Below are 18,444 nucleotides of genomic sequence, written 5' to 3' on the forward strand. Positions count from 1 at the left end.
CTCGCCCTCAACGCCGCCATCGAAGCCGCGCGGGCCGGCGAGCAGGGTCGCGGTTTCGCCGTGGTGGCCGACGAGGTGCGGGCGCTTGCGGCGCGCACCCAGGATTCGACCAAGGACATCCAGGCGCGCATCGAGCGCCTCCAGGCCGGGGTGCAGAACGCCGTGCGGGCCATGCAGTCGGGCAGCCTCAAGGCGCGCGACAGCGTCGAGCGCGCCGCCGGGGTCGACGGCGTGCTGGCCGCCACCGGCGACGCGGTGGGGCGGATCAACGACCTCGCCGCGCAGATCGCCTCGGCCTGCGAGGAGCAGAGCCGGGTGATCGACGAAATCGCCCGCAACATCAGCGAGGTGCGCGAGCTTTCCGCCCAGGCGGCGGAACATTCGGAGCAGGGTACCGGGGCCAGCCGCCGGCTGTCCGAGCTGTCCTCGGAACTGGCGCGGCTGGTCGGCCGTTTCCGCGTCTGAAGCGCCGCCGCCTAGCGCGGCGCCAGCCAGATCGCCACGCCGGCCAGTGCCGCCGGGACCAGGAAGACCAGCAGCAGGATCGGCAGTTCTTCGCGCAAGCCGTAGCCGGCGTGCTGGACGCCGACCCACAGGTTGACCAGCGCGACGGCCAGCCAGGTCGGCAGGAACAGGCCGGCAGCGAGCGCCGGCCCGGCATCCCAGAGTTTGCCGAAGAGCAGGAACAGGCCGAGCAGGACGATGCCGCCGGCGATTACCAGGGTCACGTGCATGAAGGGTTTCCGCAGGCAGGCAGCGACCGCCGTGGCGGCCGCTGCGTGGCTCACTTGGTGGAGAAGCCGCCGTTGATGAGGATGGTCTGGCCGGTGATCCACCAGCCTTCGCTGACCAGGTGGCGGATGAACGGCACCACGTCGTCGATGTCGGTCAGGCCGGTTTTGGAGAACGGCGACAAGGCCGCGGCGTTCTTCAGGTAGTCCACCGCATCGGCACCTTCGGCGGGGTAGAAGAAGGGCGTGTCCATGGGGCCCGGGCCGACCGCGGTGACCGAGATGCCGCGCGCGCCGAACTCCTTGGAAGCGGCACGGGTGAAGTGCTCCACCGGCGCCTTGGTGCCGGCATAGGCGGCGTAGTACGGGGTATAGGCGCCAAGCAGGGAGGTCACCAGGGTGCAGATCTTGCCGTTGTCGTTGACGTGCTTGCCGGCTTCGCGCAGGAAGAAGAACGCAGACTTGGAATTGACCGCGCTCATCTCGTCGTATTCGGTCTCGCTGATCTCGGTGATGGGTTTCTTCAGCACCTTGCCGACGGTGTTGATGGCGATGTCCGGCTTGCCCACCGCGGCGATGGCGTCGGCGAACAGCTTTTCCATGGCCGCGGCGCTGGTGAGATCGCCCTGCAGCGCTACCGCCTTGGCTCCGGCTGCCTGCAGCGCGGCGACGGTGGCGTCGGCATCGGCCTTGCTCGCGGCGCTGTTGTAGTGGATGGCGATCGCCTTCGCGCCGTGGGCGGCGAGATCACGGGCGATCAGCCCGCCCAGGTTCTTGGCGCCGCCGGTGATGAGGACGGTCTTGCCTTTGATGGAGTGGTCGACCATGGGGTGTTTCTCCTGCGGTGAGTGGAGAACCCAGTCTAGGGAGGGCGGCCTTGCGGAGTAATCGCGGCGGCCTGGATAGATTGTCCAGAAACGCCGATCAATTCCCGCCTCCGGAGGAGCGCAGCCGCCTGCACGAATCTTCTAGAACCCCGGGACGGGCGCGTTATAGTCGCGGCGACGAAACCAACGAGTGGGAAGACCTGACGCACGATGGGGAGCCGAGACTGGATCGACCTGGCCCGCGACGCCGAGACCGGGATCGAGACCCTGCGCGCCCATTTCGAGGGCCACGCCTACGATCCGCACTGGCACGACAGCTACCTGATCGGCTACACCGAGATCGGCGTGCAGCAATTCAACTGCCGCCGACGCCGACACGACAGCACCGCCGGCCAGGTATTCCTGGTCGAACCGGGGGAGATCCACGACGGTCGCGCGCCGATCGCCGGCGGCTTCACCTACTCGATGCTGTACCTGCAGCCGGACTGGCTGCGGCGCGAACTGCGGGCGACCTTCGACGATGCGCCCAGCGACCGCGACCCCGGCTTCCACGCCAACCTCACCGAAGACCCGCGCCTGACCCTGGCCATCGCCCAGGCCTTCCGCGTCCTGCATGGCCGCGAGCTGCGACTGCTGCGGCAGACCGCCCTGGAGCTGGTGCTGGAGCGGCTGCGCGTGCACCTCGGCTGGCGCGAGGCGAAGCCATTCGATCCACGCCTGCCGCTGGTGGCGCAGAAAGCCCGCGACTACCTGCATGCGCACTTCTACGAGGACATCGGCCTGGACGAGCTGGCCAGCGCCTGCGGCACCGACCGCTTCCGCCTGAACCGTGCATTCAAGGCCGCCTACGGCTTGCCACCCTACGCCTACCTGGTCCAGTTGCGGCTGGCCAAGGCGCGGCAGATGCTCGCTGTCGGCGGGCAACCGGCGGACCTCGCCAGCGCCCTCGGCTTCGCCGACCAGAGCCATCTCGGCCGCTGGTTCCGGCGCGCCTACGGGATGACTCCGGCGGCCTACCGCAGGCAGTGCACCCAGCTTCCAGACTGAGGCCCGGTGCGCCGCCAGGATGAAGGCTCCCCCGCCACAGGAGCCCGTCCATGCAATCCCTCGTGCCCTTCCTGCTGTTCGCCGTCGTCGCCTCGATCACCCCCGGACCGACCAACATCCTGGTCCTGAGCAACAGCCAGCGCCACGGCCTGGCCGCCGCCTGGCCGATCGTGCTCGGCGCCTGCGCGGCGGTGGCGGCGCTGATCCTGCTGCTCGGGCTCGGCCTGGGCGAGCTGCTGCGGCGCCACCCGTTGCTCCAGCAGGGGCTCGCCTGGCTTGGCGTCGGCTGGCTCAGCTACCTGGCCTGGAGCCTGTTCCGCAGCGCGGGCGGCATCGACGGCGCGGAGCCGCCGCGGCGCCTCGGCGTGCTCGGCGGCGCGGCGTTGCAACTGGTCAATCCCAAGGCCTGGATGATGGCCCTCGCCGCGCTGGCACTGTTCGCCGGGGAAGGCGCCGGACAGGCCGGGCGGATCGGCCTGCTGGCATTGCTGTTCTTCCTGGTTTCGCTGCCGTGCCTGGCCAGTTGGGCCTTGCTCGGCGTCGGCAGCGCGCGGCTGCTGCGCTCGCCGTCGCTGATGAAACGCTTCAACCAGGGCATGGCGCTGTTGTTGCTGGCATCGGCCTGGGCCGCCCTGCTGCTCTGAGGCGGTCCGGTAGCTTCCTGACAAACCTGTGGGTTGGTACGCCGGGCCCGGGTTGGCTATGGTGGGACGATCCGTAGCCATGGCGCGGTCGCCGTCAGCACGCCGCGCAAGGAACCTCCATGTTGAAACCCGACATCACTGCCTTCTTCGACCCGGCCACCTCCACCTACAGCTACGTGGTGCGCGACCCGTCCAGCCGCGCCTGCGCCATCGTCGACCCGGTGCTCGACTACGACCCGGCCGCCGGGCGCACCAGCCATGCCAGCGCCGAACGCCTGATCGCCCATGTTCGCCAGCACGACCTGCAGGTGGAATGGCTGCTGGAGACCCACGTGCACGCCGACCACCTGTCGGCGGCCATCTTCCTGCAGCGCGAACTGGGCGGGTGCCTGGCCATCGGCGCGCGAATCACCCAGGTGCAGGCGAAATTCTCCGGCCTGTTCAACCTCGGCGAGGCGTTCCCGGTGGACGGCCGCCAGTTCGAGCACCTGTTCGAGGACGGCGAGTCGTTCCGCATCGGCGCCCTGGAATGCCGCGCGCTGCATACCCCGGGGCATACCCCGGCGTGCATGACCTACCTGGTCGGCGACAGCGCCTTCGTCGGCGATACCCTGTTCATGCCCGACTACGGCACCGCCCGCTGCGATTTTCCCGGCGGCGACGCGCGCCAGCTGTATCGCTCGATCCAGCGCCTGTTCGCGCTACCCGACGCGACCCGCCTGTTCATGTGCCACGACTACACGGCTCCCGGCCGCGACGAGCACCGCTGCGAAACCAGCGTCGGCGAGCAGCGCCGGCACAACGTGCACGTCCGCGAAGGCGTCGACGAGGAGGCGTTCGTCGCCATGCGCCAGCAGCGCGATGCCACCCTCGGCATGCCAACCCTGATGCTGCCGGCGATCCAGGTCAACATGCGCGGCGGCAACCTGCCGCCGGTGGAAGGCAACGGGGTGCGTTACCTGAAGATCCCGCTGGATCTGTTCTGATCAGCTGCGGCGACGCAGCAGGAGAATGAAGAACAGCCCGCCGATGGCCGCGGTGGCGATGCCGATGGGCAGGTCCTGGGGGGCGATCAGGGTGCGCGCGGCGACATCCATCCAGACCAGGAACAGCGCGCCGAGCAGGGCGCACACCGGCAGCAGTCGGCGGTGCTCGGCACCCACCAGCAGGCGCGCGGCGTGCGGCAGCATGAGACCGACGAAGCCGATGGCGCCGCTCACCGAGACCAGCACGCCGGTCAGCAGCGAGCAGCAGACGAAGACCCACAGGCGTACGCGACGGGCGTCCAGGCCGAGGGTCACGGCGGTCTGTTCGCCGGCCATCAGCGCGTTCAGCGCACGGCCCAGCCCGAGCAGTACCAGCAGGCCGCCGGCCACGCACAGCGCCGGCAGCCAGATCAACGACCAGCGCGCCAGGCCGAGGCCGCCGAGCATCCAGAACAGCACAGAGGAGGCGGCGCGGTGGTCGCCGAGGAACAGCAGCAGGTTGGCCAGCGCCAGGAGCACGAACGACACCGCGACCCCCGCCAGCAACAGCCGGTCGCTGCCCAGGCGGCCGCCGCGACTGGCCACGCCGAGCACCAGCAGCATGCTGCCGAGGGCGCCGAGGAAGGCCGCCAGCGGCAGGGTCAGCAGGCCGATCACCTCGCCGATGTAGAGCACCACCAACACCGCGCCGAGGGTCGCGCCGGAGGTGGCGCCGAGCAGGTGCGGATCGGCCAGCGGATTGCGCGTGACCGCCTGCAGGGCCGCTCCCACCAGCGCCAGGCCGGCGCCGATGCAGGCGCCGAGCAGTACCCGTGGGGCGCGGATCAGCCAGACGATGTGCTCCTGGCCGGCGCTCCAGGCACCGGGCTCCGCCGCCACGCCGAACAGGCGCTGGAGGACGATGCGGCCGACCAGGCCGCTGTCCAGTCGCGCCGGACCGAAGCCGAGGGCGACCACGCAGGACAGGCCGAGCAACATGACCAGGCTGCCCAGCAACAGGCAATAGGCGCGAGGGCTGCGGAACAGGGTCATGGACGTGGCGCCCGAGGGTGGAGGCCGGCGACCAGGGTTTCTATCGCCGCGGCGTTGCCGATGCCCGGCGTGGCCTGGTTATAGGGCAGGACGATGAAGCGTCGCTCGCGGATCGCGGTCAGGCTGCGCAGCGCCGGGTTCTCTTCGAGGAAGCGCTGCTTCTGCGCGGCGCTGGTCTCGCCGTAGTCGACGATGACGATGACCTGCGGATCGCGGGCGACCACGCTTTCCCAGTTGACCTGGGTCCAGCTGGCCGCCACGTCGTCGGTCACGCTGCGGCCGCCGGCGGCCTCGATCAGCGCCTGCGGCATGCCCAGGCGGCCAGAGGTGAAGGGGCGGTCCTCGCCGCTGTCGTAGAGGAACACCCGCGGCGCCTCGGCGTTCGCCGGGATGCCGGCGCGGGCGCGCTCGATGCGTGCCTGGAGGCTGGCGACCAGGCGCTCGGCGCGCGGTTCGACGTCGAAGATCCGTCCCAGGTTGCGCAGGTCGCGGTACAGCTCGTCGAGGCTGGCGCGGCGCGGCTCGCCGATCTGCGCGCAGGATTCGCTCAGCTCGTAGACCTTCACCCCCAGCGGCTCCAGGCTGGCCGGAGTGAGGTCGCCGCCGACGCGCATGCCGTAGCCCCAACCGGCGAAGAAGAAGTCGGCGTCGACATCGAGCAGGGTTTCCGCCGTGGGGTAGCGCGCCACCAGCTCGGGCAGCGGCTTGAGCGCGGCGATCAATCCGGGATCGGCATTCTTCCACCAGCCGCTGATGCCGGTATAGCCGACCATGCGCGTCTGCAGACCGAGGGCGACCATCATCTCGGTGAGGTTGATGTCGTGGCTGACCGCGCGCGACGGCGCGCGCTCGAACGTCACTTCGCGCTCGCAACTGCGCACGCTGAGCGGGTAGCGCTCGGCCAGCGCGGCATCGGCGCAGGCGAGCAGGGCGCCGAGCAGCAGGTGGTGCAGGAGCGGGTGCTTCATGCTTGGGTAATCCAGGTCAGGCGCGGGTGGTCGGCGAGGGGGTGGCGGTCGACCAGGGCGCGGACGCCGAACACCCGCCACAGCAGGTCGGCGTCGAGCACCTCGGTCGGCGTGCCCTGGGCGACGATGCGCCCGCCGTCGAGCACGTAGAGGCGGTCGCAGAAGGCCGCCGCCAGGTTGAGGTCGTGGAAGCTCGCCAGGGTGCTCAGGCCGAGGCCGCGCAGCAGGCGCAGAAGCTCCAGCTGGTAGCGCGGGTCGAGGTGGTTGGTCGGTTCGTCGAGGATCAGCAGGCGCGGTTCCTGGACCAGCGCGCGAGCCAGCAGGGCGCGCTGCTTCTCGCCACCGGAGAGGCTGGCGAAGGGGCTCGCGGCACGCCCTTCGAGACCGACCTGGAGCAGCGCCTGGCGGACCCGCTGGCGGTCGTCCGCGCCGTGGCCGTCGAACAGGCCCTTGTGCGGCGTGCGGCCCATGGCGACCACGTCCTCGACGGCGAGGCCGAAGTCCTCGGGGAATTCCTGCAACACCACCGCGATGCGCCGGGCGGCCCAGCGCGGCGGCTGGCGCCAGAGGTCGTCGCCGTCGAGCACCACCCGGCCGCGCTGCGGTCGCGCATAGCGGAAGGCGCAGCGCAGCAGGCTGGTCTTGCCGCTGCCGTTGGGGCCGATCAGGCCGACGAAGCTGCCGGCCGGGACTTCCAGGTGCACGCCGCGCAGCAACTCGGTGGAGGCGTCGGGCGACCAGTGCAGGGCATCGAGGTGAAGGGACGACATGGCTACTCGCAGGTCCGGTGGTTCAGCAGAGACGATTGCCGCGGTGCCGCCTTCAGAAACTGAAGTCGGCGGTGACGTTGAACGAGCGCGGCTGGCCCATGATCCATTGCTGGCCGTTGTTGTTGTCAGCCAGGGCGTACTGGCGGTCGAACAGGTTGTACAGCTCAAGGCCGAGGGTCAGGTCCGGCCGTACCCGCCAGCCCAGGTTGGCGTCGACCACCGTGTAGCCGGGCAGGCTGGCCTGGTTGGCGGCGTCGGCGTAGCGCCGGTCGACGTAGCGCAGCCCGGCGCCGACGCGCAGGGTATCGGCGAAGGACTTGTCCAGCCAGAGGTTGGCGGTGCGCCGTGGCACGTTCCTGGGGCGGTTGCCGTTGCGCGAGTAGGTCTGCTTGTCGATCGTTTCGTCGAAGTCGTCGTATTCGGCACGCACCAGCGCGGCGTTCGCCGACAGCCGCCAGTCCTGGGCCAGGTTCAGTTCCAGGCTGGCCTCCAGGCCGTCCGAACTCTGCTGGCCGACCTGCTGCGCGTCGTGCGGCGGCAGCGGGTTGGCGCTGAGCAGCTTCTTCTTGACGATATGGTAGGCGGCCAGGGTCCATTCGCCGCGACCGTCCGGGAACAGCTGCTTGAGGCCGACCTCGGTCTGCTTCGAGTGGGTCAGGTCCATCTGCTGCTGGGCCGCGTTGAGGGTGATCAGGTTGCTCACGCCGTCCTCGCTGGTGGAGTACTGGCCGTACAGCGACAGTTCCGGGGTCAGCGCGAAGACCAGCCCGGCGCGCCAGTTGCCGCCCTGCAGGCTGCGGTCGCTGCGGGTGCCGGCGCGCAGGTCGTCGCGGTCGATATGGTTCTGGTCGCGGCGCACCCCGGTCACCAGCGACAGGCGCTCGTTGAGCTGCAGGCGGTTCTCGGCGAACAGGGCGAAGGTGCGGGTCTGGCTGCGCGAGTGCGGCCGGTAGGGCGAGCGGCTTTCGAAGTAGCCGGGCGCGGGATGCCAGGGGTCGATGTAGTCGCCGCCGACATCGGTATAGGGCGAGTTGTTGCTCAGGCGGAAGCGGATGCGGTTGTACTCGGCGCCGACCAGGGTGCGGCTGTCGAGGCCGAACAGGGCGTGCTGGAAGGCGAAGGTCTGGCGGTCGCCGATCTGCTCCTGCTCGTGGCTGATGCGCAGGTAGTCCCTGCGCAACAGCTCTTCGCGCGGGATGTCCCATTCGTAGGTTTCGGCGTTGCGCCAGTGGCGGCGGGCCTTGATGTAGTACAACTGGTTGCTCGCGGTGACGCTGTCGGAAAGGCTCCAGTCGCTGGTCAGGCGGGTCCACTGGTCGTTGTAGCGCTGCACGTCGTTGCGCACGTTGTAGTTCTTCTCGCGCAGGCGCTTGTGGTACTTGCCGCCGACCAGCGGGGTGCCGAAGTCGTTCATCGGCTCCTGGTCGCCATAGTCGTGGGCGAGGGTGAAGGCCAGATCGTCGCTGGCCTGCCAGCGCAGCGCCGCGCTGATGCCCAGGTTGCGCGAGTCGCCACGGTCGATCCAGCCGTGGCTCTGCTGCTGGTTCAGGTTGAGCCGGTAGCTGAGGCTGTCGGTCAGCGAGCCGCCGCTGTCCAGGGCCAACTGGCGGTTGTCGTAGGAGCCGTAGCCGAGGCGCAGGTGGTTGCGGATCTCGCCGGCGAAAGGCTTCTTCGGCACCACGTTGATCACCGCGCCGGTGGCGCCTTCGCCGTACAGCACCGAGGCCGGGCCGCGGATCACGTCGATGCGCTCGACCATCCACGGATCGCTGGGGAAGTTCACCGTGCCCATGCCGGTGTACAGGCGCGTGCCGTCGAACAGTTGCATCACCGATGCATGGCCGCTGAAGCCGCGCGCCGAGAGGCCGGTACCGCCATCTCCGGGGGTGCCGATGAAGCTGATGCCGGGGCTGCGGGTAACGGCGGCCTGGACGCTGGGGTTGTTGCGCCGGCGAACTTCCTCGCCGCTGATGCTGCTGGTGCTCGCCGGGGTGTCCAGGGCGCTGAGGCCCAGGCGCGAACCGGCACTGACCGGAGTGGCGAGGTCGATGTGGTCGAGTTCGGCGGGATCCTGGCGAACGCTGACCAACTGGCTGGGCAGGGCGAGGGCGGCTTCCTCGGTTTCGGCGAGGGCGGGCGGTACCAGCAGCAGGCTGGTGGAGAGGCCGAGGGCGAAAGGCTCGGTGCGCAAACGGCTGAAGCGGGGCATGGGCGTTCCATCTCATGGCCGGGCAGGACGGAACGCGCAGGAAATCGCAGGCGCGACAGCGCCTCGAACAACCGGCTCGCTCCCGCCCACCGCGGGTGTGCCAACAGGGCGTTGCAGGCCGGTCTCCGGGCTTGCGAGGGTCGTGAAATCCTCGCCTTCCCATGCTGGAGCACAGTGGCCTGAAGAGGATTTCGCTCGCTTACCGTTGCGGGGGCAGCGCCGGACTGATCACCGAAGTGACGCACCGGCTTCCCGTTTCACCTCCTGCGCGGCGGCAGGAGGCACCTGGAACGGGCCGGATGGGAACATCCGCACCGTTTCCAGTCAAGCCTTGAACGATCTGGATTGAATAAAATGTTATACTATAACAATTCGCTTGTGCAGTCTTTCTTCGCCGGTCCCCACGCCCTGGCGCAGCTTCCCGGGTCATCACATTTTCTTCACGCCGGCCTGCTATGCTGCCGGCCTTCCTTGGGGAGTAGCCTGCCGTCACCCGTTGACGGCGCGCTGGTCAACATTCTTGGCAACCTGCCATGGCCAGCGCATCCAACCGGATTGGTGAGACCAACGACATTCCTGCGCCGAAGCCGGGCCGCGGGGTCATGTCGTTGACTCATGCCCGGCTGGAGTATCCGCGTGAATCCCGTTTCCCTGATCTTCCTCGCCTTCGCCATGTCCACCGATGCCTTCGCCGCGGCCATCGGCAAGGGCTCCAGCCTGGATCGGCCGCGCCTGTCGGAGGCGTTGCGCACCGGGATAATCTTCGGCGTGATCGAGGCCATCACCCCTCTGGTCGGCTGGCTGCTTGGCCAGGCCGCCAGCCAGTTCGTCGCCGACTGGGATCACTGGATCGCCTTCGCCCTGCTGGTGCTGCTCGGCCTGCACATGATCCACAACGGCCTGCGCGCGGATCATGCGACGGAACAGGAAAAGCCCGGCCAGCATTCGTTCTGGATTCTCGCGGTGACGGCGCTGGCCACCAGCATCGACGCGCTGGCGGTGGGCGTCGGCCTGGCCTTTGTCGACGTCAACATCTTCCTCGCCGCCGGTGCCATCGGCCTGGCCACCATGACCATGGTCACCCTCGGCACCATGCTCGGCCGGGCGCTCGGCGCAGTGACCGGCAAGCGCGCGGAGATGGTCGGCGGGGTGGTGCTGATCCTGGTCGGCGCGACCATTCTCTACGAGCATCTCAGCGCGGCGTGAGCGGCGCCGGAGATGGAGGCGGGACAGGTCGCGGCGAGTGGGTGGGCGTTCGCTTCAGGCGCTTTCCCAATCGCGGATCGCCGTCAGCAGCGCCTCGCCGTCGGCGAACTCGCGGTCCGCCGGCGGCAGCGCCGGACGCGCCAGGACCAGCACCGGCAGGCCCATTTCCCGCGCCACCTGGAGCTTCGGCTCGGTGGCCTGGCTACCGCTGTTCTTGCTCACCAGCACGTCGCAGGCGAGGCGCTCGAACAACGCCCGTTCGCCATCCAGGCTGAACGGCCCGCGCGCGCCGATCACCTCGGCGCGCGGCGCGGCCGGCTGGCCTTGCAGGCAGCGCACGGTCCAGTGCTGGTGCGGCGGGACCTGGCCGAGATGCTCCAGCGGTTCGCGGCCGAGGGTGAACAGCGGACGGCGGAAGGGTGCGAGGGCGGCGATCAGCTCGCGCCAGTCGGCTACCTCGCGCCAGTCGTCGCCGGGCCCGGCCTGCCAGCCGGGCCGGCGCAGCGCCCAGCAGGGCACTCCGGCCAGTCGCGCGGCGCGCACGGCGTTCTGGCTGATCCGTGCGGCGTAGGGGTGGGTGGCGTCCACCAGCAGGTCGAAGCCCTGCTCGTCGATGAACGCCGCCAGCCCTTCGGCGCCGCCGTAGCCGCCGACCCGGACCCGGCAGGCCAGGTCGCCGGGCACCTTGCCCAGCCCGGCGAGGCTGTAGAGATGCGCCGGACCGAGCCGGCGGGCGAGGGCCAGGGCCTCACCGATCCCGCCGAGCAGCAACAGGCGCTTCATCGGCGCTCCTCGCAGGCCTGGCCGACCAGGTTGCCCTGGCGGTCGATGGCGAAGACTTCCAGCGCCACCTCGGTGGGCACGATGCCGCGGGCGAAGCGCAGGGCGTGGGCGCAGACCGCATCGCCCAGGGCCACGCCTTCGGCGTGTGCCTGGGCCAGCGCCTGCTGGCTGGTGTTGGCGGCGCGCATGCTGTCCTGTAGCGCGGTGCTGGCACCGAGCGCGGCGGCCCAGCCGGCCAATTGCGGCAGGTCGATGCTGGAATGGCGGCTGTGCAGGTCGAGGTGGCCGCCGGCGAGCTTGCTGATCTTGCCGAAGCCGCCGCACAGGCTGAGCTTTTCCACCGGCGCCCTGCGCAGGTGCTTGAGCACCGCGCCGGCGAAGTCGCCCATCTCGATCAGGGCGATCTCCGGCAGTGCATAGCGCCGGCGCATGGCGTCCTCGCTGGCGTTGCCGGTACAGGCGGCGATGTGACGGACGCCGTTGGCGCGAGCGACATCGATGCCCTGATGGATCGAGGCGATATAGGCCGAGCAGGAGAACGGCCGGACGATGCCGCTGGTGCCGAGGATCGACAGCCCGCCGAGGATGCCCAGGCGCGGGTTCATGGTCTTCAGCGCCAGCTCGGCGCCGCCCTCCACGCCGATGGCGACCTCGAAGCCGCCGGCGTAGCCCCGTTCGGCGGCGAGCTGGGCGAGGTGGCGTTCGATCATCTGTCGCGGCACCGGATTGATCGCCGGCTCGCCGACCGCCAGGGTCAGCCCCGGGCGGGTCACCGTACCGACCCCGGGGCCGGCATGGAAGCGCACGCCAGGCTCGGCGCTCAGGCGCACCCGGGCGAACACCAGGGCGCCATGGGTGACGTCGGGATCGTCGCCGGCATCCTTGAGGGTGCCGGCTTCCGCGCCGTTTTCCCAGGCGCGGCAGAATTCCAGGCGCATCAGCACCTGCTGGCCCTTGGGCAGGACGATCTGCACCGCGTCGCTGATCGTGCCGCCCAGCAGCAGGCGCGCCGCCGCCAGGCTGGTGGCGGTGGCGCAACTGCCGGTGGTGTAGCCACTGCGCAACGGCGCGGGCTGCTCGGGGGTTTCCTCACGCATCGCGGGGAGGCTTCCTGGCGGCGGGCTTGCGCAATTCCAGCAGGGTGATCGGCAAGGCCTGGCGCCAGGTGTCGAAACCGCCCAGCGGTCGCGCGTGGGCGACGCCGAGGCGGGTGAGGTCGCCACCCAGGCGTTGCTGCCAGTCGAGCAGCACCCGTTCGCTCTGCAGGGTGACCGCGTTGGCGAGCAGGCGGCCGCCGGGCCGCAGGCGCTCCCAGCAGGTTTCCAGCACGCCCTCGGCGGTGACTCCGCCGCCGATGAAGATGGCGTCCGGCTCGGGCAGTTCCAGCAGCGCCTCCGGGGCGCTGCCGGCGACCAGGTGCAGGGTCGGTACGCCGAGGGCGTCGCGGTTGTGGCGGATATGTTCCTGGCGCTCGTCGTTGGCTTCGATGGCGATCGCCCGGCAACTGGGGTGCGCGCGCATCCATTCGATGCCGATGGAGCCGCAACCGGCACCGACGTCCCAGAGCAGCTCGCCGGGGCAGGGCGCCAGGCGCGCCAGGGTCACGGCGCGGACGTCGCGCTTGGTCAACTGGCCGTCGTGACGATAGGCTTCGTCGGCCAGGCCCGGGGTCAGCGGCAGGCGCACGGCGCCGGCGCCGGCGCGGCATTCCACCGCCACCAGGTTGAGATCGGCGGCGCGCGGCAGCGACCAGTCGCCGGCGAGGCCGTCGAGACGGCGCTCGAGCGGCCCGCCGAGGTGTTCCAGCACGCTCAGGCGACTGGCGCCGAAGCCACGGGCGTTCAACAGGCGGGCGATGGCGGCCGGGCTGTCGCCGTCGTTGCTCAGGACCAGCAGGCGCCGGCCGTCGTGGACCTGTGCCTGCAGCGCCGCCAGCGGGCGCGCCACCAGCGACAGGCAGGCGACCTCCTGCAGGGCCCAGCCGAGGCGGGCGGCGGCCAGCGAGAGGGAGGAGGGCGCCGGCAGGACCCGCAGTTCGGTCGCCGGCAGTTGCCGGGCGAGACTGGCGCCGACGCCGAACAGCATCGGGTCGCCGCTGGCCAGCACGCAGGTCGGCTGGCCGCGCCGGGCCAGCAATGGTTCCAGGGAGAACGGCGTCGGCCAGGTTTCGCGGGCGGCGCCGATGCACGGCGGCAGCAGTTCCAGCTGGCGCGCCGCGCCGACGATCCGGCTGGCTTGCAGCAGGGCACGCCGGGCCTGCTTGCCGAGGCCGGGATAACCGTCCTCGCCGATGCCCACCAGGGTCAGCCAGGGCGGCGTCGAGTCTGCCGATGACACGGTTCCGATACTCCTGAAATGCGTCTGTGAAGGGCCCGCGACGGCTTCCGGACGGAATGGGTTTTCCCGGCCCCGGGCTGGGCGGCATAATAGCGCGTTCGTCGGTGCCCGGCCCTTTCGCGTTAGCGCGGGGCCAACGAGGGCCGAAGAGGGAACACGGAGCCGCGGTCTTTTCGAAGCCCGGGCCTAGCCGTGGCTGCCCCCGCAACTGTATGCAGCCTGTATTCGCGCCATTCGCCACTGGATTACCGGGAAGGCGGCGCGAAGCGGAGGTTCCTCCCCAGGGTGGAACGCCGGGCTGCGAGCCAGGAGACCTGCCGCCGAAACCAGTCGCGAGTGCCAACATCGGGCGGGGTGTACCGATGCCGTGGTCTGTCCCTGGGGGACAGCGGTGCGGTCGCCGCGACGCCGATTCGAGTAGCGTTTTTGAACGACGACCAGACCCCGGCGCCCCTGCCCGTACCACGTCCGTCGCCCTGTCCCGGCCTGCTGCGTATCGTCCAGGCGCTGGACGGCGGCATCTGCCGCATCAAGCTCGACGCCGGTCGCCTGGACGCCGCCCAGGCACGCGCCGTGGCGGCCGCGGCGCGGGATTGCGCCAGCGGCGTGATCGAGGCGACCAACCGTTCCAACCTGCAATTGCGTGGCGTCCGCCGCGGCGAGGAAGAGCGGCTCGTCCGCCGCCTGCTGGACGCCGGCCTCGGTCCCCGGCATGGGTCCCTGGCCGGCGCCGACGACGTGCGCAACCTGATGCTCAGCCCGGCCGCCGGGCTCGATCCGCACCTGTCGCTGGACGTGCGCCCGCTGGCCACGCGGTTGCTGCTGCGGCTCCAGGCGGACAGCCGCTACCACGCGCTGTCGGCCAAGTTCGCCATCCAGCTGGACGGCGGCGAAGACCTGGCGATGCTCGAACATCCCCATGACATCTGGTTCTCGCCGATGCCCGCGGCGCCGACCGCGACGCTGGTCTTCGGACTCGCCGGCTGCCCGGCCCGCGACCGCCCCCTGGCGGCGTTGCCGGCGGAGCGGGGCGAGTCCCTGGTGCTGGCGCTGCTCGACCTGTTCCTCGAACGCGCCCAGCCGCAACAGACGCGGATGCGCCACCTGTTGCAGGAGCTGGCCGGAGAACCCTTGCTGGAGGCCTTGCAGGCGCGCCTGGATTTCCCTCTGCGGCGTGACGAGCGGGTGGCGGCCTGGCAGCGTCCGCCGGGGCGTGCGTGGAGTCATCTCGGCGTCCAGCCACAACGCCAGCCGGGCCTGGTGATGGTCGGCGCGGCGGCGCCGCTCGGCCGGCTCGACAGCGCTTGCCTGGAAGGCCTGGCCGAGCTGGTCGAACGCCATGGCGACGGCAGCCTGCGCCTGACCCCCTGGCAAGGCGTGCTCCTGCCGAACCTGGCGCACGCCGAGGCCGACCAGGCGCTGCTCGGCCTGCGCGGACTCGGCCTGCTGACCGAGCCCGATGCGCCGTTGGCGCGGCTGATCGCCTGCAGCGGTTCCAGCGCCTGCGCCAGGGGCCTGGCCGACACCAAGGGCGACGCCTTGCGCCTGGCCGAACGCCTCGGCCCGCGCAGCGACCTGCCGCAACTGCACCTGTGCGGCTGCGAACGGTCCTGCGCCGCCGCCCACCGCGCGCCGCTCACCCTGCTGGCGCGCAGCGGCGGGTTCTACGACCTGTACCGGCACGACCCATGCCACCCCGGATTCGGCCAGTTGCTGGCCAGCCGCCTGACTTTCGCCACGGCCGCCGACTACCTGGCGGCCCTGCCTTCCCAGCCCACTTCCGGAAAACCCGCATGATTGACTACATCCGCGATGGCCAGGCGATCTATCGCCAGTCGTTCGCCACCATCCGCGCCGAAGCGAACCTCGCCGGCATCCCGGCCGACCTCGAAAAGCTCGCGGTCAGGGTGATCCACGCCTGCGGCATGGTCGACGTGGTCGACGACCTGCGCTTCTCGCCCGGCGCCGGCGCCGCCGGCCGCGCCGCGCTGGCCGCCGGCGCGGCGATCCTCTGCGACGCGCGGATGGTCGCCGAAGGCGTGACCCGCTCGCGGCTGCCCGCCGCCAACCGGGTGATCTGCACCCTCAACGAAGCGGACGTGCCGGCGCTCGCCACGGAACTCGGCAATACCCGCTCGGCGGTGGCCCTGGAGCACTGGCGCGAGCACCTGGAGGGCAGCGTGGTGGTGATCGGCAACGCGCCGACCGCGCTGTTCTACCTGCTGGAAATGCTCGACGCCGGCGCGCCGAAACCGGCGCTGATCCTGGGCTTCCCGGTCGGCTTCGTCGGCGCCGCGGAATCCAAGGAGATGCTCGCCGCCGATAGCCGCGGGGTGCCCTACGTGATCGTCCGCGGTCGCCGTGGCGGCAGCGCCATGGCCGCCGCGGCGGTGAACGCCCTGGCTACGGAGCGCGAATGATGAGTGTCGTGAAGGGCCGCCTGCTGGGCCTGGGCGTCGGGCCCGGCGATCCCGAACTGATCACCCTCAAGGCCCTGCGCCTGCTGCGCGCGGCGCCGGTGGTCGGCTATTTCGTGGCCAAGGGCAAGAAGGGCAACGCCTTCGGCATCATCGAGGCGCACCTGGACCAGGCTCAGGTGCGCCTGCCGCTGGTCTACCCGGTGACCACCGAGAAGCTGGAACCGCCGCTGTGCTACGAGACCATCATCAGCGATTTCTACGACACCGCCGCCGAACAGCTGGCCGCGCACCTGGACGCCGGCCGCGACGTGGCGGTGATCTGCGAGGGCGACCCGTTCTTCTACGGTTCCTACATGTACCTGCACGACCGCCTGGCGACGCGCTACGAAAGCGAAGTGGTGCCTGGCGTCTGCTCGATGCTCGGCGGCGCGGCGGTGCTCGGTGCGCCGCTGGTGTACCGCAACCAGAGCCTCTCGGTGCTCTCCGGAGTGCTGCCCGAGGAGGAGTTGCGCCGGCGCCTGGCGGATGCCGACGCGGCGGTGGTGATGAAGCTCGGCCGCAATTTCGACAAGGTCCGCCGCGTGCTGGTCGAGCTTGGCCTCGAGCGCCGCGCGCTGTACGTCGAGCGGGCGACCATGGCCAACCAGCGGATCGTGCCGTTGGAACGGGTGGAGCCGATGGCCTCGCCGTACTTCTCGCTGATCGTCGTTCCCGGCGACAAGTGGCAGGGAGGGGCCGGTGGTGAGTGACGCCCAGCAGGTTCCGGCCATCGTCATCCTCGGCCAGGGCGCGCTGGATACCGCGCGGCGGGTCCAGGCGCGCTATCCCGGGGCGCTGGTCCACGGGCTCGCCGGGCGGGTCGAGGCCGACCGTTCCTATACGGACTTCGGCGACACCCTGCGCGAACTGTATTGCGCCGACCGCCCGATCGTCGCCCTGTGCGCCGCCGGCATCGTCATTCGCAGCCTGGCGCCGTTGTTGCAACGCAAGGGAGCGGAGCCGCCGGTGCTGGCCCTGGCCGAGGACGGCAGCGCGGTGGTGCCGCTGCTCGGCGGGCTGGCCGGGGTCAACCGGCTGGCGCGGGAAATCGGCGAGGTGCTGGCCGTGGCGCCGGCGATCACCACCAGCGGCGAGCTGCGCTTCGGCACCTGCGTGCTCAACCCGCCCGCCGGTTATGTCCTGGCCGACCTGGAGCAGGGCAAGCGCTTCGTTGCCGATTTGCTCGGTGGCCAGCCGGTGCGCGTCGAGGGTGCCGCCGACTGGCTCGACGCGGCCCGTTTGCCGCGCGACCCGGAGGCAGCGCTGGCGATTCACGTGACGCCCTCGGCGCGTGCGCCGCGGGCCGAGGAACTGCTGATCCATCCGCGCTGCGTGCTGGCGGCGCTCGAACCTGCCGACGCGGCGGCGGACGCGGTGCGCCAGGCGCTGGTCGATGCCGGCCTGGCCGCGGCGGCGCTCGGCGGCTTGCTGGCCGACAGCGCGCGGATGGCCGATCCGCGCCTGCAGGCCGCCGCCGATGCGCTCGGCGTACCGCTGCGCTTCCTGCCGCAGACCGATCCCGCTGCGCGCCTGCGCCAGGCCTTGCCCGCCGCCGAGCAGGTCGGCGACCGACTGGCGGTGGCCGCCGCGCCCTTGGCGATGGACCGCATCGGCCAGCGTCGCGGCCGACTCACAGTGATCGGCCTGGGGCCCGGCTGCGCCGAGCTGATGGTGCCTGCGGCGCGGCGGGCACTGGACGAGGCCGAGGACATCCTCGGCTACCAGACCTACGTCGACATGGCCGGACCCTTCCGCGCCGGACAGGTGCTGCATGGCAGCGACAACCGCGAGGAATTGCAGCGCGCCCGGCATGCCTTCGAACTGGCGGCGACGGGCAGGGCGGTGGTGCTGGTATCGTCCGGCGACCCCGGCGTGTTCGCCATGGCCGCCGCGGTGCTGGAAGCCCTGCATGGCGCTGGCGAGCCGGCCTGGGACGCGGTCGAGCTGCGGATCTTCCCTGGCGTCTCGGCGGCCCTGGCCACCGCGGCCAGGGCGGGGGCGCCTCTGGGCCACGATTTCTGCGTGCTGTCGCTGTCCGACAACCTCAAGCCCTGGGAGGTGATCGAGCGGCGCCTGGACCTGGCCGGCGCCGCCGACCTGGCGATGGCTTTCTACAATCCGATCTCGCGGGCGCGGCCCTGGCAACTGGGACGGGCGCTGGAGATCGTCGCCCGCCATCGTTCGCCGCAGACCCTGGTGGTGCTCGGTCGCGACATCGGGCGGCCCGGTGAGCGCCTGCTGCGCACCACCCTGGGCGAGCTGCGTGCGGAGCAGGTGGACATGCGCACCCTGGTGATCATCGGCTCGTCCACCACCTGCAGCTTCCCGCGTGCCGACGGCGAAGCCTGGGTCTACACGCCGCGCTGGTACCCATCGGAATAGCGGGGCGGGAGCGCGCGCGGAAATGTGGCAGACTGCTGCGCGCATCCCTGTACCGCGGAGCCT

The 18,444-nt window shown here is 70.7% G+C and carries 18 protein-coding genes and 3 riboswitches; of the genes, 9 read left to right on the forward strand and 9 right to left on the reverse strand.

Annotated features, from left to right (window positions below):
• Positions 1 to 465 (forward strand): methyl-accepting chemotaxis protein (locus HMPREF3014_RS35055; RefSeq protein WP_031803920.1); only part of this gene is annotated, 465 nt, incomplete at its 5' end.
• Between the two features lie 11 nt (positions 466 to 476).
• Here the strand turns inward: HMPREF3014_RS35055 and HMPREF3014_RS10400 are convergent.
• Positions 477 to 734: a hypothetical protein gene (locus tag HMPREF3014_RS10400; protein ID WP_003101434.1), complete on the reverse strand. Its 258-nt coding sequence runs from the start codon at positions 732 to 734 to the stop codon at positions 477 to 479.
• 50 nt (positions 735 to 784) lie between these two features.
• Positions 785 to 1,558 carry an SDR family oxidoreductase gene (locus tag HMPREF3014_RS10405; RefSeq protein WP_003101432.1) on the reverse strand — a complete coding sequence of 258 codons (774 nt, stop codon included), beginning with the start codon at positions 1,556 to 1,558 and terminating at the stop codon, positions 785 to 787.
• A gap of 210 nt (positions 1,559 to 1,768) precedes the next feature.
• On the opposite strand from HMPREF3014_RS10405, the gene HMPREF3014_RS10410 reads away from it, so the two are divergent.
• The 3 genes from HMPREF3014_RS10410 (at position 1,769) to HMPREF3014_RS10420 (ending at position 4,235) form a co-directional block, all read left to right on the forward strand.
• Positions 1,769 to 2,605, forward strand: coding sequence for an AraC family transcriptional regulator (locus HMPREF3014_RS10410; RefSeq protein WP_003160598.1), 837 nt, complete (start codon positions 1,769 to 1,771; stop codon positions 2,603 to 2,605).
• A gap of 50 nt (positions 2,606 to 2,655) precedes the next feature.
• Positions 2,656 to 3,249, forward strand: coding sequence for a LysE family translocator (locus tag HMPREF3014_RS10415; RefSeq protein ID WP_003114018.1), 594 nt, complete (start codon positions 2,656 to 2,658; stop codon positions 3,247 to 3,249).
• Between the two features lie 119 nt (positions 3,250 to 3,368).
• Positions 3,369 to 4,235 (forward strand): MBL fold metallo-hydrolase, encoded by an 867-nt coding sequence (locus HMPREF3014_RS10420; protein WP_003101427.1) that lies wholly within the window; start codon positions 3,369 to 3,371, stop codon positions 4,233 to 4,235.
• Here the strand turns inward: HMPREF3014_RS10420 and HMPREF3014_RS10425 are convergent, their stop codons facing one another.
• From HMPREF3014_RS10425 to HMPREF3014_RS10440, 4 genes are read right to left on the reverse strand one after another with little or no spacing between them, the layout of a single operon-like run.
• On the reverse strand, positions 4,236 to 5,267 hold the full coding sequence (locus HMPREF3014_RS10425; RefSeq protein WP_003160597.1) for a FecCD family ABC transporter permease: 1,032 nt from the start codon (positions 5,265 to 5,267) through the stop codon (positions 4,236 to 4,238).
• Positions 5,264 to 6,235, reverse strand: a complete 972-nt coding sequence (locus tag HMPREF3014_RS10430; RefSeq protein WP_003122504.1) for an ABC transporter substrate-binding protein — start codon at positions 6,233 to 6,235, stop codon at positions 5,264 to 5,266. The genes HMPREF3014_RS10425 and HMPREF3014_RS10430 overlap by 4 nt, the downstream gene beginning before the upstream one ends.
• Positions 6,232 to 7,005, reverse strand: coding sequence for an ABC transporter ATP-binding protein (locus HMPREF3014_RS10435; protein WP_003091019.1), 774 nt, complete (start codon positions 7,003 to 7,005; stop codon positions 6,232 to 6,234). The genes HMPREF3014_RS10430 and HMPREF3014_RS10435 overlap by 4 nt, the downstream gene beginning before the upstream one ends.
• Positions 7,006 to 7,057: 52 nt before the next feature.
• Positions 7,058 to 9,214: a TonB-dependent receptor gene (locus tag HMPREF3014_RS10440; RefSeq protein WP_023087179.1), complete on the reverse strand. Its 2,157-nt coding sequence runs from the start codon at positions 9,212 to 9,214 to the stop codon at positions 7,058 to 7,060.
• A gap of 98 nt (positions 9,215 to 9,312) precedes the next feature.
• Positions 9,313 to 9,518, reverse strand: a riboswitch (cobalamin riboswitch).
• Positions 9,519 to 9,675: 157 nt separating this feature from the next.
• Positions 9,676 to 9,841: riboswitch (yybP-ykoY riboswitch) on the forward strand.
• A 9-nt stretch (positions 9,842 to 9,850) separates the two neighbouring features.
• On the opposite strand from HMPREF3014_RS10440, the gene mntP reads away from it, so the two are divergent.
• The gene (mntP, locus tag HMPREF3014_RS10445) at positions 9,851 to 10,420 is read left to right on the forward strand and encodes a manganese efflux pump MntP (protein WP_023087180.1); all 570 of its coding nucleotides are present in this window, start codon (positions 9,851 to 9,853) and stop codon (positions 10,418 to 10,420) included.
• A 54-nt stretch (positions 10,421 to 10,474) separates the two neighbouring features.
• On the opposite strand, the gene HMPREF3014_RS10450 is transcribed toward mntP, so the two are convergent.
• Genes HMPREF3014_RS10450 through cbiE form a run of 3 tightly spaced genes read right to left on the reverse strand, consistent with a single transcriptional unit; the run spans position 10,475 to position 13,540 of the window.
• Positions 10,475 to 11,203, reverse strand: a complete 729-nt coding sequence (locus HMPREF3014_RS10450) for a cobalt-precorrin-6A reductase (protein WP_003160595.1) — start codon at positions 11,201 to 11,203, stop codon at positions 10,475 to 10,477.
• Positions 11,200 to 12,300 carry a cobalt-precorrin-5B (C(1))-methyltransferase gene (locus HMPREF3014_RS10455; RefSeq protein ID WP_003114022.1) on the reverse strand — a complete coding sequence of 367 codons (1,101 nt, stop codon included), beginning with the start codon at positions 12,298 to 12,300 and terminating at the stop codon, positions 11,200 to 11,202. The genes HMPREF3014_RS10450 and HMPREF3014_RS10455 overlap by 4 nt, the downstream gene beginning before the upstream one ends.
• A complete protein-coding gene (gene cbiE / locus HMPREF3014_RS10460) occupies positions 12,293 to 13,540 on the reverse strand; it encodes a precorrin-6y C5,15-methyltransferase (decarboxylating) subunit CbiE (protein ID WP_003114023.1) in 1,248 nt (415 codons plus the stop codon). The genes HMPREF3014_RS10455 and cbiE overlap by 8 nt, the downstream gene beginning before the upstream one ends.
• A gap of 85 nt (positions 13,541 to 13,625) precedes the next feature.
• Positions 13,626 to 13,877, forward strand: a riboswitch (cobalamin riboswitch).
• A gap of 89 nt (positions 13,878 to 13,966) precedes the next feature.
• On the opposite strand from cbiE, the gene cobG reads away from it, so the two are divergent.
• Genes cobG through cobJ form a run of 4 tightly spaced genes read left to right on the forward strand, consistent with a single transcriptional unit; the run spans position 13,967 to position 18,381 of the window.
• Complete coding sequence (gene cobG, locus HMPREF3014_RS10465; protein WP_023087181.1) at positions 13,967 to 15,337, forward strand: precorrin-3B synthase; 1,371 nt, start codon at positions 13,967 to 13,969, stop codon at positions 15,335 to 15,337.
• Entirely contained in the window at positions 15,334 to 15,960 is a 627-nt protein-coding gene (locus HMPREF3014_RS10470) for a precorrin-8X methylmutase (protein WP_003107929.1), read from the forward strand. The genes cobG and HMPREF3014_RS10470 overlap by 4 nt, the downstream gene beginning before the upstream one ends.
• On the forward strand, positions 15,957 to 16,709 hold the full coding sequence (locus HMPREF3014_RS10475; protein WP_003091011.1) for a precorrin-2 C(20)-methyltransferase: 753 nt from the start codon (positions 15,957 to 15,959) through the stop codon (positions 16,707 to 16,709). Before HMPREF3014_RS10470 ends, HMPREF3014_RS10475 begins: the two co-directional genes overlap by 4 nt.
• On the forward strand, positions 16,702 to 18,381 hold the full coding sequence (gene cobJ, locus HMPREF3014_RS10480; RefSeq protein WP_030046023.1) for a precorrin-3B C(17)-methyltransferase: 1,680 nt from the start codon (positions 16,702 to 16,704) through the stop codon (positions 18,379 to 18,381). Before HMPREF3014_RS10475 ends, cobJ begins: the two co-directional genes overlap by 8 nt.
• Positions 18,382 to 18,444 lie beyond the last annotated feature (63 nt).

The sequence above is a fragment of the Pseudomonas sp. HMSC065H01 genome (genome assembly GCF_001815235.1).
Lineage (GTDB): Bacteria > Pseudomonadota > Gammaproteobacteria > Pseudomonadales > Pseudomonadaceae > Pseudomonas > Pseudomonas aeruginosa.

Excerpts from the sequence above, each read along its gene's own strand:
- HMPREF3014_RS10455 (WP_003114022.1), bottom strand. The coding sequence starts at position 12,300 with ATGCGTGAGGAAACCCCCGAGCAGCCCGCGCCGTTGCGCAGTGGCTAC.
- HMPREF3014_RS10475 (WP_003091011.1), top strand. The coding sequence starts at position 15,957 with ATGATGAGTGTCGTGAAGGGCCGCCTGCTGGGCCTGGGCGTCGGGCCC.
- HMPREF3014_RS10470 (WP_003107929.1), top strand. The coding sequence starts at position 15,334 with ATGATTGACTACATCCGCGATGGCCAGGCGATCTATCGCCAGTCGTTC.
- HMPREF3014_RS10425 (WP_003160597.1), bottom strand. The coding sequence starts at position 5,267 with ATGACCCTGTTCCGCAGCCCTCGCGCCTATTGCCTGTTGCTGGGCAGC.
- HMPREF3014_RS10435 (WP_003091019.1), bottom strand. The coding sequence starts at position 7,005 with ATGTCGTCCCTTCACCTCGATGCCCTGCACTGGTCGCCCGACGCCTCC.
- HMPREF3014_RS10415 (WP_003114018.1), top strand. The coding sequence starts at position 2,656 with ATGCAATCCCTCGTGCCCTTCCTGCTGTTCGCCGTCGTCGCCTCGATC.
- HMPREF3014_RS10410 (WP_003160598.1), top strand. The coding sequence starts at position 1,769 with ATGGGGAGCCGAGACTGGATCGACCTGGCCCGCGACGCCGAGACCGGG.
- HMPREF3014_RS10450 (WP_003160595.1), bottom strand. The coding sequence starts at position 11,203 with ATGAAGCGCCTGTTGCTGCTCGGCGGGATCGGTGAGGCCCTGGCCCTC.
- HMPREF3014_RS10430 (WP_003122504.1), bottom strand. The coding sequence starts at position 6,235 with ATGAAGCACCCGCTCCTGCACCACCTGCTGCTCGGCGCCCTGCTCGCC.
- HMPREF3014_RS10420 (WP_003101427.1), top strand. The coding sequence starts at position 3,369 with ATGTTGAAACCCGACATCACTGCCTTCTTCGACCCGGCCACCTCCACC.
- HMPREF3014_RS10440 (WP_023087179.1), bottom strand. The coding sequence starts at position 9,214 with ATGCCCCGCTTCAGCCGTTTGCGCACCGAGCCTTTCGCCCTCGGCCTC.
- HMPREF3014_RS10400 (WP_003101434.1), bottom strand. The coding sequence starts at position 734 with ATGCACGTGACCCTGGTAATCGCCGGCGGCATCGTCCTGCTCGGCCTG.
- HMPREF3014_RS10405 (WP_003101432.1), bottom strand. The coding sequence starts at position 1,558 with ATGGTCGACCACTCCATCAAAGGCAAGACCGTCCTCATCACCGGCGGC.